Source organism: Alphaproteobacteria bacterium (assembly GCA_040905865.1).
Lineage (GTDB): Bacteria > Pseudomonadota > Alphaproteobacteria > UBA8366.
In genome coordinates this window covers 70101-86027 of record JBBDQU010000061.1, presented here as the reverse complement: position 1 = coordinate 86027, position 15927 = coordinate 70101, and the positions used below count along the sequence as shown (strand labels likewise).

15 protein-coding genes are annotated in these 15927 nt (G+C 61.9%); 7 read left to right on the top strand and 8 right to left on the bottom strand.

Annotated features, from left to right (window positions below; genetic code table 11):
• Nucleotides 1-137: 137 nt before the first annotated feature.
• On the bottom strand, nucleotides 138-944 hold the full coding sequence (locus WD767_13905) for a methyltransferase domain-containing protein (protein MEX2617186.1): 807 nt from the start codon (nucleotides 942-944) through the stop codon (nucleotides 138-140).
• A gap of 261 nt (nucleotides 945-1205) precedes the next feature.
• Nucleotides 1206-2177, bottom strand: coding sequence for an ABC transporter transmembrane domain-containing protein (locus WD767_13900; protein ID MEX2617185.1), 972 nt, complete (start codon nucleotides 2175-2177; stop codon nucleotides 1206-1208).
• A 444-nt stretch (nucleotides 2178-2621) separates the two neighbouring features.
• On the opposite strand from WD767_13900, the gene WD767_13895 reads away from it, so the two are divergent.
• Nucleotides 2622-4217 carry a GMC family oxidoreductase N-terminal domain-containing protein gene (locus WD767_13895; GenBank protein ID MEX2617184.1) on the top strand — a complete coding sequence of 532 codons (1596 nt, stop codon included), beginning with the start codon at nucleotides 2622-2624 and terminating at the stop codon, nucleotides 4215-4217.
• Between the two features lie 31 nt (nucleotides 4218-4248).
• On the opposite strand, the gene WD767_13890 is transcribed toward WD767_13895, so the two are convergent.
• Nucleotides 4249-5445 (bottom strand): LLM class flavin-dependent oxidoreductase, encoded by a 1197-nt coding sequence (locus WD767_13890; protein MEX2617183.1) that lies wholly within the window; start codon nucleotides 5443-5445, stop codon nucleotides 4249-4251.
• Between the two features lie 333 nt (nucleotides 5446-5778).
• Here WD767_13890 and WD767_13885 point away from each other — a divergent pair, with 333 nt between their 5' ends.
• From WD767_13885 to WD767_13870, 4 genes are all read left to right on the top strand, one after another.
• The gene (locus tag WD767_13885; protein ID MEX2617182.1) at nucleotides 5779-6747 is read left to right on the top strand and encodes a peptidyl-alpha-hydroxyglycine alpha-amidating lyase family protein; all 969 of its coding nucleotides are present in this window, start codon (nucleotides 5779-5781) and stop codon (nucleotides 6745-6747) included.
• A 234-nt stretch (nucleotides 6748-6981) separates the two neighbouring features.
• Nucleotides 6982-7191 (top strand): cold-shock protein, encoded by a 210-nt coding sequence (locus WD767_13880; protein ID MEX2617181.1) that lies wholly within the window; start codon nucleotides 6982-6984, stop codon nucleotides 7189-7191.
• Nucleotides 7192-7317: 126 nt separating this feature from the next.
• On the top strand, nucleotides 7318-7548 hold the full coding sequence (locus WD767_13875) for a hypothetical protein (protein ID MEX2617180.1): 231 nt from the start codon (nucleotides 7318-7320) through the stop codon (nucleotides 7546-7548).
• A 273-nt stretch (nucleotides 7549-7821) separates the two neighbouring features.
• A complete protein-coding gene (locus WD767_13870) occupies nucleotides 7822-9078 on the top strand; it encodes a DEAD/DEAH box helicase (GenBank protein MEX2617179.1) in 1257 nt (418 codons plus the stop codon).
• Between the two features lie 16 nt (nucleotides 9079-9094).
• Here the strand turns inward: WD767_13870 and WD767_13865 are convergent, their stop codons facing one another.
• From WD767_13865 to WD767_13855, 3 genes are all read right to left on the bottom strand, one after another.
• A complete protein-coding gene (locus WD767_13865) occupies nucleotides 9095-10438 on the bottom strand; it encodes an MmgE/PrpD family protein (GenBank protein ID MEX2617178.1) in 1344 nt (447 codons plus the stop codon).
• Between the two features lie 64 nt (nucleotides 10439-10502).
• Nucleotides 10503-11102, bottom strand: a complete 600-nt coding sequence (gene wrbA / locus WD767_13860; protein ID MEX2617177.1) for an NAD(P)H:quinone oxidoreductase — start codon at nucleotides 11100-11102, stop codon at nucleotides 10503-10505.
• Nucleotides 11103-11131: 29 nt separating this feature from the next.
• A complete protein-coding gene (locus tag WD767_13855) occupies nucleotides 11132-11833 on the bottom strand; it encodes a pirin family protein (protein MEX2617176.1) in 702 nt (233 codons plus the stop codon).
• Between the two features lie 134 nt (nucleotides 11834-11967).
• Between WD767_13855 and WD767_13850 the strand changes: the two genes are divergently transcribed.
• Nucleotides 11968-12879, top strand: a complete 912-nt coding sequence (locus tag WD767_13850; protein MEX2617175.1) for a LysR family transcriptional regulator — start codon at nucleotides 11968-11970, stop codon at nucleotides 12877-12879.
• Nucleotides 12880-12883: 4 nt separating this feature from the next.
• On the opposite strand, the gene WD767_13845 is transcribed toward WD767_13850, so the two are convergent.
• Both WD767_13845 and WD767_13840 read right to left on the bottom strand, forming a co-directional pair.
• Complete coding sequence (locus WD767_13845) at nucleotides 12884-13900, bottom strand: lactonase family protein (protein ID MEX2617174.1); 1017 nt, start codon at nucleotides 13898-13900, stop codon at nucleotides 12884-12886.
• A gap of 59 nt (nucleotides 13901-13959) precedes the next feature.
• Nucleotides 13960-14880, bottom strand: a complete 921-nt coding sequence (locus tag WD767_13840; protein MEX2617173.1) for an SDR family NAD(P)-dependent oxidoreductase — start codon at nucleotides 14878-14880, stop codon at nucleotides 13960-13962.
• A gap of 129 nt (nucleotides 14881-15009) precedes the next feature.
• Here WD767_13840 and WD767_13835 point away from each other — a divergent pair, with 129 nt between their 5' ends.
• Nucleotides 15010-15927 carry an enoyl-CoA hydratase/isomerase family protein gene (locus WD767_13835; protein MEX2617172.1) on the top strand — a complete coding sequence of 306 codons (918 nt, stop codon included), beginning with the start codon at nucleotides 15010-15012 and terminating at the stop codon, nucleotides 15925-15927.

Sequence of the window (15927 nt, the reverse complement as noted above, 5' to 3'; positions counted from 1 at the left end):
CGGCGGCAAGGAAAAATATTCCCTCTTGCAACTTAACGCCTAATGGGTGTCACCGATTCTCCGATTCTCATGGAGATACTCACTATGTGATGGCCAGGTAGATCAACCGAACCGCCGATTTGCGCCATCAACTGAAATCAAGCGCCCGATGATTTGATGCCCCATGCTCTCGCCTTGAATACTATCGAGCCGTCTTTTGCGCGAGGGAGATCCTCGTTTAATTTATCTTTGAGTTGCTGTCGGGCTGCGGCATCGAGGTTCATGCAGTAACCCGGTGCTGGCCCTGCTCCCAGGGTGAATGGATACCAATAGTCTTCGAAATCTTTGAAAACTGTTGGCACCTCAATCGGCGTACAATTAATTGAAGTCAGGCCTACGCTCTGTACCAAGTCAGTTAAGATATCCGGCGTGCAAAAAGGAAAACGCCTATTCTCGTTAAGGCTCAGCGCACCGGGGTCGAGCGCTGTCGCGGCAGTCCAAAACGCACGCATAAACTCCACGCCGCCGCCGGGATAATCCCAGACGTAGAATCCTATTGTCCCACCGGGGCGGACTACCCGCTTCATCTCCGATAGTGCCAATTCCCTGTCGGGTATAAAATTCAACACTAGCGCAGAAGCAACAATGTCTCGACTCGCTGTCTCCAATGCGAGGGCCTGAGCATCCCCGACTTTGAATACGGCGCGCTCATCCGGCACGTTTTTTCGCGCGGTCGAGACAAAACCTTCGGACGGGTCTATGGAGATCAGGCTACGCGGGTTGCAGCGGTCCACGATCGTCGCTGATAGTGCACCACTGCCACAGCCTACCTCCAGCCAATCCAAATCGTCCGCCGCGCCTAGCCAGTCGAGAAAGAGCGGGGCGATACGTCGGCTCCAACGACCCATATAGGCTTCATAGCTGTCGCCAGCTTGCCATGCGTCGTGACGGGTTAGTTCAGCCATTAGTCGGACCTCCAATTGTGGTGCTCTTCGACCCACTATGCCGGATGCGACGTTACGCCCTTCTTCATGAACTGCACAGCCGATTCCCGTTCGGTATAAAGTCCGCTTCGAGTCAGCCGGTTGTTTGAATTGACGGGAAATACGGTGACGCTGCACCCCTGTAATGAATTTGGTAAACTGGCACTGTATTCTGCCGTTTCGACCATCCAGACCCCGATTACCAATGAGCTTGCGAATCTAGGCTGCGCCTGAGTCGGATGATTAACCGGCGTCGTATACCAGACGGTACTGCACGCGCATCATTGCCAGCCTTCGGTAGAAATTGAGCAGGTCGCGCGCCGGACTGGTCATTCGTTCGTAGCCGGACATGAAGGCGACGATGGTGCCGATCTCGGTCTGGCCCTGAATGACAAGCCAGCCCCCCACCATAAGGACGCTCAGCGGACCCATATGGTTGATCAGATTGTTGAGCCCCTTAGTGGCATGCTTGATCAACGCAAAGCGCAGGCGTAACCGGTATATCCGCTCGATGAAACTGTCTGGATCCGCATCCTTGCCCGCTTCACCGCGGCCGTTGCTGAGAACGCACTGGCCGAGCTCGCGCGCGGCCGTGATTTTCTTCTCCGACAGGCGGTTGAGAACAGGCTGAGACAGGGCGACCACGATCGTCGATGGGACAAGAAATGCGATGGCAACGGCTGCAATGATCGGCTCCACGGCCAGCATGTAACCGCCGACGCTCATAACGATACCGGCTTGCAGCAACGGAAATGCGATGGATTCGGCGACGAAGCCGCCGACCTTCTCGGCTTCTGAGGAAATAATCGACTGCGCCGTACCTTCGTCTGGATCGGCGTTGAAGTCGTCGCTGTGTGCTATCCTGGTGCGGAGGATTCGGGTGACGCCTTCGGCGACGCGGTCAAGATAGATATTGCGCAGGAACTTCAGGATTCCGTGCCCCGCAACGACAGCGAAATAGAGCCCGCCGAGCAGAACCAGCAGGCTCACGTCCTCGCCCGCCACTGCGCCATCGACAATCCGCCGCTGGAGCTCCAGTGGCACCAGCGTGATCGGGAACACCAGAACGGTAAGCAGGCACAATCGCACCTGTTGCTTCGCACTCACTTTGGAAACGTAAGTATAGAGCGACTTTGGCATCGTCTGGAGCGGCTTGTCGCGCACGGAGGGTAAAGCCGCGCAATACAACTCGGACAGCACCGTATTATTTGCCATGGAATTCTCCTCGACATGGGATGGCAGCGCGCGGCGACAGGTCATCTGCGGAGCATGCGCAGGAAGGCCACCGTAGATCGCAGCGACACGCGGTGGTTACCAATTACAGGGGCGCTGCACTATTTTTACTAAGGACAGAAAAATCGATCCATCCCTGAATTGCATACTACCGACTGGCATGGATTATCGGGTCAAACCCGATAATGACTGTGATTGGATATTATGGTGCAAGTTTATTATGCACACGAATTATGCCAAGGATGCAGGCAAGCCGCGTCTCCCCCGCCTTGTCCTGTCCGTCATTTCCTGTCACGTCACCCGGCGCGGGAGCCGGCGTGCGCAATGATACATGCGGATGGAATGGCGCGCCCGCCAGCCTTGTGAAGCCCGCGGCCCGGGCGGTACACTCGCCCGCTTTTCAACGATAACAGGGGATAGCGGTTAATGGCGGCGGATTATGTGATTGTGGGCGCCGGGTCGGCGGGGTGCGTGCTGGCGAACCGGCTGAGCGCGGGCGGCGACCGGGTCGTGCTGCTGGAGGCCGGGCCGAAGGACAGTCACCCCATGATCCATATTCCCGCCGGGCTGCGGTCCCTGCTGGCGCATCCGGTGCTCAACTGGAACTATTCCACCGAAGGCGAGGACGGCACCGGCGGCCGCCGCATCCACTGGCCGCGCGGCAAGACGCTGGGCGGGTCCAGTTCGATCAACGGCATGATCTATGTGCGCGGCAACCCGGCGGATTACGACGGCTGGGCGCAGCGCGGCTGCCGCGGCTGGAGCTTCGATGACGTGCTGCCCTATTTCAAAAAGTCGGAAACCTATCGCAACGGCGGCGACAGGGCGGTACGCGGCGACAGCGGCGAGTTGCAGGTCGAGGATTACCGCACGATCCTGCCGCTGACCCACAAATTCGTCGAAGCGGCGCAGCAGGCCGGTTTCCCGGTAACCGAGGACTATAACGGCAGGCAGCAGGCCGGCGTCGGCTATTGCCAGAACACCCGCATCGGCCGGCGGCGCGGCTCCACGGCCGCAACCTTCCTGAAGGCGGCGAAGAAACGCCCGAACCTGGAAATCGAAACCGGGGCAATGGCGACGAGGCTTCTGTTCGAAGGCCGGCGCTGCGTGGGCGTCGCGTTCCGCCAGCGCGGACAGGACCGTGAAATCCGGGCGGCAAAGGAAGTGCTGGTCTGCGGCGGCGCGGTGAATTCGCCGCATCTGCTGCAGATTTCAGGCGTGGGGCCGGGCGCGCATCTGCAATCCATCGGCGTCGATACGGTGCACGACCTGCCCGGCGTCGGCGGCAACATGTCGGATCATTACATCGTGCGGATTTCGCATCGGGTAAAGGATGCGGTCACGATCAATGAGCTGGCGCGCTTTCCCCGCGTCGTGCCCGAAGTGTTCAAATGGGTGTTCCAGGGCAGTGGCGCGCTGACCTTCGGCGCCACCAGCGCGATGGTGTTCTGCACCAGCCGCGAAGGGCTGGCCAGCCCCGACCTGCAGCTCCTGTTCGCGCCCTGCAGCTTCAGCGGCGAAGCCATCGGCGCCTTCGAGCGCCAGCCCGGCGCCGGTGTCGCGGTCTGCCCGACGCGGCCCGAAAGCCGCGGCAGCATCATGGCCGCCAGCGGCGACCCGTTTCAGGCGCCGCTGATCAGGCCGAACTACATGTCGGCCGAAAACGACAGCCATGTCATGCTGGCGGGAATCCGGCACACGCGGCGGATCCTCGAATCGCCGGCCTTCGCGGCGTTCTCGGGCGGTGAAACCCGGCCGGACCGGCCCATCGAAACGCCCGAAGACGCCAGGCAGTATGCGCGCGAAACCGGCACCACGATCTATCACCCGGTCGGAACCTGCAGGATGGGCGAAGACCCCCTGGCGGTCGTCGATTCGCGCCTTCGGGTACATGGCATGGCCGGAATCCGGGTCGTGGACGCCTCGGTCATGCCGGAAGTGACGACGGGGAATACCAATGCGCCGACGATCATGATCGCGGAAAAAGGCGCGGCCATGATTCTGCAGGACAATGCCGGCTGAACGCCGGTTTCGCGTCGTTGCTGACTGACTGTCAGTCGGCGGCTTCACCTTTCTTGCGCGCCTGATAGCGGTCGATTTCGCTCTGGATCGCGTCGGCCGCCTGTCCGACAAACCTGTCGCGATTGGCGAAGCTGAAATCGTAGCTGTAGTCGCGCATGTCGTTGCTGCGCTGGAAATGCGGAAAGACATACCGCGAGATCAGTTCGTAATTCCGTTTCGTCGCATCGAAATCGGCCCAGTTATGCGCCAGTTGCATCAGCGAGCCGAAGCCGCCGGCGCCCTTCAGCAGGGTTTCGATATATTCGATGGCGTCGTCCGGCGTGCCGATAATCGCATTCTTGGTTTCCATCAGCCATTCATACGGGTCGTCGATGCCGGCCGGAATGATCGGGAAGGTCGCGATGTCGCGGAAATACTGCGCGAAATTTTCCAGCCCGAACCGGACGTTCTCCCGCGCCTTCTCCCGCGTTTCGGCGATATGCATCAAGGTGACCAGCCGCCAGTTCCTGCGATGGACGGTCTTGCCGTTTTCCGTCGCCGCCTCCTCGCACATGCGCCAGTTCTCCGCATGCTTGGTCAGGGCCTCGTCGCCGGTGCCGCCGATCGACAGCATGCCCAGCCCGTGTTTGCCCGCCGCCAGCGCGCCCGACGGCGACCGCGCGCAGGCCACGGCCATTTCGGTCCGCGGCTGCGTATAGGGCCGAAGCTGCAGATGCGCGTCCCTTACCTCGAACCAGTCGGTTTTCTGCGTCACGGATTCCCCGTCCAGCAGCCGCACCAGAACGTCCAGCGATTCGTTCATCATGCGGCGCTGGGCTTCCGGGTCGATCCCCATGCGATAGGCGTCGCCGGTCAGCGCGCCCGGCCCCACCCCCAGCATGCACCGGCCCCGGGTCATGTGGTCGAGCTGCACCATGCGGCCCGCCACCGTGAACGGGTGGTGATACGGCAGCGACACGACGCCCGTACCCAGCCGGATGTGCTTCGTGCGTTCCGCCGCGCCGGCGATGAACATTTCCGGGCAGGCGATCAGTTCGTAACCGCCGGAATGATGCTCGCCGATCCATGCCTCGTGGTAGCCGAGCATGTCCAGATGCTCCAGTAGCTGCATGTCCCGTTCAATGGCCATGGTCGGGTTTTCGTCCATGGCATGGAATGGCGCCAGAAAGATACCGAATTTCAGGTAGTTGTCCGGAATCAGCGAACGTGCGTCTGCGGGGTCGGTCATGTATATTCCTCTTGGGCCCGGCGATTCGGAACCGTATCGTCGTATTTGATGACGCAATCATAGCGCAAAGCGAGGGGGCGCAGCCAGTCCATCTGCAGGGCAGGCGTCTTCTCCCCACGGATGCTCGCAAGCCGGGAAAGGCTGCGTCTCCCCACGGATGCTCGCAAGCCGGGAAAGGCTGCGTCGCGTTGGCTGTATGGGCGCGGGTGCTATATCTTCAACAAGACAGATCGGATTCATGTACCTGATTGGATCGCCAAACGCGATTCCAACCTCGCACGACCTGATCTAGTATCGTCGCGGCTTAAATCAATAATAACGGAGGGAATGGTCATGTCGGTCGTCATCGGAAGCGGCGATTACAGGTACAGGGTCGATACGGAATGGGGGAAACTGCCGGACGGCTGGTCGTTTACCGACGTTGCCGCGGTTGCCGTCGACCACAAGGACAATGTCTACGTCTTCAATCGGGGTGAACATCCGATGATCGTGTTTGACCGCGAGGGCAATTTCCTCCGGTCCTGGGGCGAAGACATCTTCTCCAAGGCGCACGGGCTGCATATCGGTCCGAACGAAACCCTGTACTGCACCGATGACGGTGACCACACGATGCGCGCCTGCACGCTGGACGGCAAGGTGCTGATGACCATCGGTACCTCAAACAAGCCTGCGCCATATATGTCGGGTCTGCCTTTCCACCGCTGCACGCACACGGCCTTGTCGCCGGACGGCGACATCTACGTGTCGGACGGCTACGGCAATCCCCGTGTCCACAAATATTCGCCCGACGGTAGGCTGCTGTTTTCCTGGGGTGAATCGGGGGTCGAGCCGGGACAGTTCAACCTGCCGCATAACATATGCTGCGATGCCGATGGCTGGGTCTATGTCGCGGACCGGGAAAACCACCGCATCCAGGTGTTTGACGGTAACGGCAAGTTCGAAACCCAGTGGCACAACATGCACCGGCCCAGCGGGCTGTGCATGGAAACCTGCTCGGATCCGTTGTGCTATGTCGGGGAAATCGGTCCAGGCATGCAGGTCAATATCGAGGCGCCGAATCTGGGGCCGCGCGTGACGGTGATGACCAACAAGGGCGAGGTGCTGGCGCGGGTCGGCGATATCCGCGCCGGGCGCGAACCGCATCAGTTCATTTCGCCGCACGGGCTGGCCGTCGACAGCCACGGCGATCTCTATGTCGGTGAAGTCGCCTTCACGGCATGGCCGCGCTTTCCCTTCGCCATGGGCAATCCACCGCCGGCCGACCTGCGCAGCATGCGGAAACTGGTCCGGGTCCGCGATTAAAGGGCGCAGGCGGAAAGCGGAAATACGGTTAATGGCGCGAGTTTCGATGGACTCTTGCCATTGACTTCCCACGGAAATTCTCTACATAGCAGGTATACGTGTTGCATTTGTTTTGTGTTACTTGAATAGCCGGTACGCCGATTAGCCTTGTTATCCCCTGACAATGTGAACGTTATGAACGCGTTGAAGCGTGGTGCGACAGCGCAGAGTTGAGACATGTTAGAGGAAATGACTATGGCTACTGGTACAGTTAAGTGGTTCAACCCGACCAAGGGTTTCGGATTTATCGAGCCGGAAGGCGGCGGTAACGACGCATTCGTTCACATCTCGGCCGTTGAGCGCGCCGGACTGCGCACGCTCAACGAAGGCCAGAAGGTCTCCTATGAGCTTCAGGCCGGTCAGAACGGAAAGTCTTCCGCGGAAGATCTCTCCGTCATCGACTAGTTAGGCTTGACGCCGCCTCCTGCTTCGGCGGGGGGCGGCTGTCGCTTGTTACAGTTGTCCTCGCCTGGCGAGGCATGGACCCGGCAATATGCCCGGTCGCTACTCAGATCAGATGGAAACCGGGCAATGGCTCGCAAGAAGCCCAAGGGCAAGGGCGCCGCGTTCATGGCGTTCAATGTTACCTATGAAGACGGTATGGTGACCTCGAACCGACGGATTTCGAGCGATCTGCTGGACCAGTCGTTCGGCGACTCGATCCAGGATCTCGCCCGCACCGCGATCGAGGATCAGGACAATGAAATTGCCCAACGCTCCGGCCAGCGCCGCGCGAAGATCAAGGCTATCGCCCCTGCCTGACGCCGCCGATGCTAAATTTCCAGTCAAACACGATCTGATCTGGCGTCAAAGCAATTTATCTTTACTTTCCAACAACAAAAGCGCTTTAGTGCCCGGAATAATACGCCCGTTCAGGCTAGGTTCAGGTCAGTCTCATTCCGGTACATGGGGGCGTTTTAAACAGACCGGCCTTCGCAATCGGCGGGCCGCGTCGATACAGCACGCATGATGCCTGTCACCGCGCCGCAAGCGACGCGCCGGTCGGGCGGTTCATTCGGGAAAGAACGGCGTTACATGACGGATTTCAAGGGCCTTGAACTGGCCGAACCGATTCTGAAAGCGATTTCGGGCGAAGGATACACATCCGCTACCCCGATTCAGGCACAGGCCATTCCGCCCCTGATGCAGGGCCGCGACCTTCTGGGTATCGCGCAAACCGGAACGGGAAAGACCGCCGCATTCGCGCTGCCCCTGCTGCACCGGTTGCTGCAGAATCCGGGACCGCGCCAGCGCGGCCAGGCCCGCGCGCTCATACTGGCCCCGACGCGGGAACTGGCGAGCCAGATAGCCGACAGCCTGCGCCGCTACGGGCGTCTTGCGCCGCTGCGCGCGGCGGTGGTTTTCGGCGGGTCTCCCAAGCGGGCGCAGATCAGGACCCTGAACCAGGGCGTCGATGTTCTGGTGGCGACACCGGGCCGTCTTCTCGACCTGATGAAACTGGGCCATCTCCATCTCAACGCGGTTGAAATCTTCGTCCTCGATGAAGCGGACCGGATGCTCGATATGGGCTTCATCCCCGATGTAAAGAAAATAGCCGCCGCCCTGCCCAGGCAGCGCCAGACGGTGATGTTTTCCGCAACGATGCCGAAATCGATCCAGGGGCTGGCCGACGGGCTGTTGCGCAACCCCGTCCGGATCGATGCCGCGCCGGCCTCGACGACCGTCGAAAAGGTGACGCAGCAGGTCTATTTCGTTCACAAGGACAAGAAACAGGCGCTGCTTGCCGAAATGCTGAAAGACGCGGCAATCAAAAGGGTGCTCGTCTTCACCCGGACACGGCGCGGCGCCGAACGCCTGTCCAATTACCTGGATAATTGCGGTATCAGGACGGACGCCATCCATGGCGAAAAAGAACAGAGCGAGCGGCAGTTCGCGCTGAGCGGATTCCGTTCCGGACATGTCCGGGCGCTGGTTGCGACCGATGTCGCCGCGCGCGGCATCGATGTTTCCGGCGTGACCCATGTGATCAATTTCGATGTGCCGACGGATTCGGAAAGCTATGTGCACCGCATCGGCCGCACCGCCCGCGCCGGGGCAACGGGCATCGCCATCTCGTTTTGCGACCGCGATGAACGCAAATATCTGCGCACGATAGAGCGCGAGACCAAACAGAACATGTCGGTCATTGCGGACCAGCCCTTCCATGCCGCCGACGTGGCGAAGGGCCCCGGCGATACAAAGCGCCGGCCGCAATCGAAGAAGAAACCGGCCCGGCACTATCGCGCCGCCGCGAAACCGGGTGGCCGGGCAAAGAAAGGCCGCGCCGCCTGACGCGTCGTTACGGCGGTTACCGCAGGCAATCGATCAGCGTGGCGATGTCCGATACCTGACGGAAGTCGTGCAGGATCGCGAGGCTGTCCGCGATCTGCCGGCTGTCCAGCGCATGCGGCGCCAGCGCCCTGTATTTCGTGTCGATATCCGCCCAGTCGATCCCCAGCATGCCCGCGCCGTTCGGTACATGGACGGTATCGGTCACCGACCGGCCGTTTTTTGTTTCGATGGTCACCGTCGCGCCCTGCCGGTAGGCGGCGATATTCTCCGTCGGTTCCGGTCCGACCCGCACCCTGTCGATGACCCGATGGATGGCCGGGTCGGCGATTTTTTCCGGGCTGGCATTGGCCCATCCGAAGGTCCGGTCCACGGCGCCCGCCGCGGTGAAATAGGCCGGGCTATGCGCCATGTCGATCAGGTTGGCCGGGTGCAGTGGCGGGGACAGCGCTTTCATGCCCGGGACGGATACGATGATCGCGGCGATATCGTCCGGCGCGATGTCGCCGGCGCGCGCGGCATTGGCCGCCGCCTCCGCCATGGCATGGTAATGGTGCCCGCCTGGCACCAGCTTGACCGCCATATCGGTAACGATATCCCAGTCCTGGCCCAGATCGCGTGTGATGCCGTCGCTGCTGCCGCCGCCGAAGACGGCGCAGAACCCCTTCGGCGCTTCAAAGATGCCGAGTTCGCCGGTATATCCCTTCTGCGCCGCCATCGCCGCATCAATGCCGGCCATCGTCGCCTGGCCGGCATGGTATTCGCGCGAAATGCTGGTATTCGCCGCCGCCCGCAAACCGCCCATGGAGGTGGATGTCAGCGCCAGCGTATGCGCCATCTGCGCGGCATTGAGTTTCAGCAGCCTGGCCGCCGCCACCGCCGCGCCAAAGGCCGCGCCCAGGCAGCCATGGAAACCGATGTTATTGATACCGTTGGTAACCGAGGCGCCGATTCGCCCGGCGGCCTCGTATCCGATGACCATCGCGGCCAGGATGTCCCTGCCGTTCGCTCCGGTCCGCTCCGCCAGCGCCAGCGCGGTGGCGGTCAGCGGCGTGCCGGCATGGACGATGTTGCGCAGGTCGCTGTCGTCGGAAGCCGCCGCGTCGCTCATCAGCGCGTTGGCGCGGGCGGCATAGATGGCGGGCAGTTTCGGGCCGTCATCGAACCAGACGGAAGCCTCCGGCGTGCCGCCCCGTTCCCGGGCAAGGTCCCGGATGATCGCCGCGGATTCGATATCCCTGCCGCTGGCGGCGCTGGCGATGGTGCTGGCGACCAGCATCGCGGCATGATCGACCGCCTGGTCCGGCAGGTCGCCATAGGTCGTCCGTGTGAGGAAGTTTCCGAAATCCACTGCAACTGTCATCGATACGCCCTTCTGAGAATCGGTTCCGGCGATGCGCCGTGTACGCACGCACCGCCGGATCGTCTCAGGCGGCGAGACGTTTGGCAATCCCGGCCACATGCCGGCCCTGATCGCCGGCCAGTTTCAGTTCGGCGGCCGAGGGTGTCCGCGACCCGTCCGCGCCGGCGATGGTGCCGGCGCCATAGGGCGAACCGCCGCGGGTTTCGCTGATATCGGACAGTTCCGGGCTGGCATAGGGCAGACCGACGATCACCATGCCGTGGTGGGCGAGCGTATTCCAGAAACTCGTGATCGTGGTCTCGTTGCCGCCGCCTGTTCCGGTGGAGGTAAAGACCGAGCCGACCTTGCCGATCAGCTTGCCGCTGATCCATAGTCCACCGGTCTGGTCCAGGAAATTGCGCATTTGCGACGCCATGTTACCGAAACGGGTCGGCGTCCCGAATATCACGGCGTCGTACTCCGCCAGTTCGCCTGGCGTCGCCACCGGCGCTGCCTGATCGAGCTTGAAGCCGTTCTTTTTCGCCGCTTCCTCGGGCACCAGTTCCGGCACCCGCTTGACGGTGACTTCGACGCCATCGACGTCGCGGGCGCCGGCCGCGACGGCTTCGGCCATGGTCTCGATATGGCCATAGGATGAATAGTAGAGAACGAGAAGCTTGGTCATGATGAATTTCCTTTGTGCGTTTGATTGAATCAGGCGGCCAGGTCGAACAGCAGAAATTCTGCCTCGCTGGTTGCGGTAATGGTGATGCAGCCGGGCGTCTCCAGGCCCATTCCGTCGCCGGACTGCAGCGGCTGGACCCCTACGGTAACCGCGCCATTCGCGATCTGGATCCAGGCCTTGCGTCCCGGCTTCAAGTCGAACGTCACCTGCTCGCCGGTATTCAGCAGCGACCCGTACAGGGATACATCCTGATGGATGGTCACCGATCCGTCGCGGCCGTCCCGGGAGCCGAGCAACCGCAACACACCCTGCCGGTCGGTATCGGGGAAGGCCTTCTGCTCGTAGCCGGGCGCCAGCCCCTGCGTTTCCGGTAATATCCAGATCTGCAGCAGCTTCACCTTCTCGCTTTGCGAAGCATTGAACTCGCTATGGCGGATGCCGGTGCCGGCGGTCATGCGCTGCACCTCGCCCGGCCGGATAACCGAACCGGTGCCAATCGAATCCTTGTGCTCCAGCGCGCCGTCCAGGACATATGTGACGATCTCCATGTCGCGGTGGCCATGCGTGTCGAAGCCGGCGCCCGGTTCCACGATGTCCTCGTTGATGACGCGCAATGCGCCGAAGCCCATATGCGCCGGATCGTGGTAATGACCGAAGGAGAAGCTGTGTTTCGTGTCCAGCCAGCCCAGATTGGCATGGCCGCGATGTTCGGAAAGTCGAAGTGTGTTCATGGTCGAAACCTCCGTTACGGGTATGTGTCTCTGTCTCTGTCTCTGTTGGTCACGAATATTGCCCCTACCGGAAAAATCGACAATAAGGATAAATATAGACATATTGTCCTATAAAATAATACAATTGGATTGCTATGGATAAATTTGCGGCGCTGCGTACCTATGTAACGGTTGTCGAGGCGGACGGGTTCGCCGCGGCGGCCCGGCTGCTGGGGCAGTCGCGTTCGGCGGTAAACCGGCTCGTTATCGCGCTGGAAGACGAACTTGGCGTCCAACTGCTGAACCGCACGACCCGCCGGGTTTCGGCGACCGCGAACGGCGTCGCCTTCTATGACCGTGCGAAGGCGATCCTGGCGGCGCTGGACGAAGCCGAACGCGACGTTGCGGAATCCCATGCGGCGGCGGTGGGCCGGCTACGGGTCAATGCGCCGATGTCATTCGGGGTGATGCATCTCGGCCGGGCGGTCGCCGACTTCATGGCGCGGCATCCGGGCCTCACCATCGAACTGAACCTCAACGACCGTTTCGTCGACATCATCGAGGAAGGCTTCGACCTCGCCATCCGCATCGCCGAACCGCAAGAGGAATCGACACTGGTCGATTTCCGTATCTGCGAGACGAAGCGGGCCCTCTGCGCGTCGCCCGAATACCTCGCGGCGCATGGCACGCCGCGGCATCCGTCGGAACTGCGGCGCCATCGCTGCCTGCATTACGGCAACCTTTCCAGTGGCGGGATGTGGCGGCTGAACGGGCCGGAGGGCAGCATCGGCGTCCATATAGACCCGGCGATGGTGTCCAATAACGGGCAGGTGCTGTGCGATGCGGCGGTGCGCGGCCTCGGCATTATCCTGTCGCCGAGTTTCATTTCGGGGCCGGACCTGCAGGCGGGACGGCTGGTGACCATCCTGCATGATTACAGGCCGCCGGAAGTCATTCTGTCGGCCATCTACCCGCCGACCCGGCACCTCTCCGCCAAAATCCGCCTGTTCACCGATTTCCTGATGGAACGCTTCGGCGGGCGGCCGTATTGGGATCTTGTGGAGTAGCGGCTTATCCCGCCGGGACGATGCTGACCCACATCGGGTCCTTGCCGACGGTGGTGCTGCCGGTCTGCTCCAGGCGGCCGTCCTCGCCGATCCGGTAGGTGCGCAGCCGTCCCGAATCCAGCCCGGCCGAGACGAGGAACTTCCCTGCCGGATCGATGTTGAAGGTGCGCGGGCGCGGTTCGGCCTCGACATGGCCCAGCGCCTTCAGCTTGCCCGTGTCGGGGTTGACCGCGAACTGCGCGATGCTGTCATGGCCGCGATTCGGCGCATACAGGAAACGCCCGCAGGGCGTCATGTGGATCTGGGCGCAGGTATTGTCGCCCTTCCAGCCCTTGGGCAGGGTGGTGACGGTCTGGAAGCGGGACAGGGTGCCCGCCTTCGGGTCGAAACGATAGGCGCTGACGCTGCAGCCCTGCTCGTTCGAGAAATAGAGGATGTCCTTCGTCGGATGGAAGGTGAAATGGCGGGGGCCGGTTTTCTTCGGCTGCTTCACTTTCGCCGACTCGTTGGGCGTGATGCGGCCGGTCTTTTCGTCGAATTTGAACTGGTAGATCGTGTTCGGCGCGCCATGCCCGTCGATATGCGGCACGAAGGCGAATTTGTTCGAACGGTCGGTGCGGAAGCAATGCGCGCCCCGCGCCGTGGTCAGCCATTCCACCGGCGGGTATTCCAGCGAACCATCGTCGCCGATGCGGTGCACCCCGGCCTTGTGGCCCAGGTAACAGGCCGAGAGCAGCCATCTGCCGGTCCGGTCGGTGCCCAGGTAGCAGGGGTCGAATTCGACCGGGATAGTGTTGATTTCGGTCAGCATGCCGCTCATCGAATCGAGCGCGTAGCTGGTGAGTTTCAGATCGTCGCGCCGCGCGACATAGGCGAACCTGCGGTCCGGCGTCATGGCCAGCGGCGCCGGTCTGCCGGATGCGAAGGTGTTGCCCTTGAAGCGCAATATCCCGGTTTCGGGATCCATCGAAAAACGGGCGATACGGCCTTCGCCCGAGACAGTGACATAGACGTGATACATGGTATCCTCCCTGTTGCGCGGCGTTGCGCGCCCGTATTCGACGGTATGACCGGTGGCGCCTATTCCAGCGGCGTGCCCGGATGGACCGCGCGGGAATCGCCCATTTCGAAGAAATTGTTCTTCAGCGACGGCATGGCGACCTCGGCGATCGCTTCCGGCGTCCAGCCATACTGTTTGTGCACCATCTTGACCGGACGGGGCTGGCTGTAGAGCGACAGTTCCGAGCCGCGCTGATGGAAGATCTGGCCGTTGACATAACCGGCGCCTTCCGACGCGAGGAAGGTGCAGAGCGGCGCAATCGCGTCGGCGGGGCTGCGGCGCAGGCGCTCTTCACGGATCGCGGCGGCGGCCGGATCCTTCGGCGTCGGCACGGCGCGGGTCATGCGGGTATCCGCCGAGGGGCAGATGACGTTGCAGGTGATATTCTTGCTGGCGTTCTCCATCGCCACGATCCGCGACAGCCCGGCGATGCCCATTTTGGCCGCGCCGTAATTCGCCTGCCCGATATTGCCCAGCAGCCCGGAGGTGGAGCCGACCATGATCAACCGCCCGTATTCCTGATCGCGCAGCAGGTTGATCGCCGAGCGGAAGAAGTTGAAATGGCCGTTCAGATGCACGTCCATCACCGCCTGCCAGTCATCCGGCGACATCTTGTGGAACATGCGGTCGCGCAGGATGCCGGCCGGATTGAACAGGATATGCAGCCCGCCGAATTCGTCGCGCGCCTGGGTGACCATGTCGAGGCAGTCCTCGTATTTCGCGACCGAACCGAAATTGGCCACGGCCTCGCCGCCGGCCGCCTTGATTTCGTTGACGGTTTCCTGGGCCGGATCGGTGCCGCCGCCTTCGCCGCCGCCGCCGACGCCCGGGTCGTTGACGACAACTTTCGCGCCATTCGCCGCGAACATCTTGGCGACTTCCTTGCCCACGCCCCTGCCTGAACCCGTGCAGATCGCGACGCGACCGTCCAGCATGCCCATATGTCTCTTCCTTCCGATTTCACTGATTTTCGAGTGTCGATTCGGTTTCCATCGTGGGGCGGCGTTAAATTACTGTCAACCACACCGCGCCCAGGATGGGGCGGCGGAAAAATGGGGGAGAAGCCGAGCATGAGTATCGATTATGAGAAGCGCGACGGGGTCGCCTATATCACGATCAACAATCCGGAAAAGGCGAATATCCTGGACCACCGGAATTCGGACGAAATCGCCGAATGCTGGATCGACATGTGGGAAGACCGGGAAATTCGCTGCGCCATCCTGACCGGCGCCGGCGACAGGCATTTCTGCGGCGGCCATAACCTGGCGACCCGTCCGGACATCACGGAAGAAGAGCGCGAGTACCTGCGCACCCAGCGAATGTACTGGCCGCTGGCGGGGCATGTGCACGGCGCGAAGATCGGCGCAGACGGGCGCATGGGCGACCACTATCCGCGCGTCTGGAAGCCGGTCATCGCCGCGGTGAACGGCTGGGCGGCGGGGGCCGGGCTCTATATCCTGCTGTCCTCCACCGATATCCGCATCGCCAGCGCGGAACATGCACGCTTCAAGTTTGCGCTGCTCAGCCAGGGCTGGCTCGGCAACGGGCCGGGGGCCAGCCTGCTGACCAAGCAGTTGCGCTACGCCGATGCGATGAAAATCCTGCTGACCGACCTGCCCTTCGATGCAGCGGAAGCATTGCGCATCGGGCTGGTCAACGAAGTCGTGCCGCATGACCGCCTGCTGGCGCGGGCGGAGGAACTGGCCCGGCATATCGTCGAGATGCCGCCGGTTGCAACCCGCATGATGAAGGAATTCGTGGTGCGGTTCGGCGACATGCCAACCGATCAGGCCTGGCATGTACAGAACCTGATGAACACGATGCTGATCCAGACGACATGGGATGGCGAGGAAGGGCGGATGGCGTTCAACGAGAAACGCAAGCCGAACTTTACCGGCGCGCTGCGCAAACGCGGCGAACCCTGGCCCGAACCGTCACCGGCGGACAAGGCGCGGCTGGACGAAATCTACCGCAGCGACGAATACTGA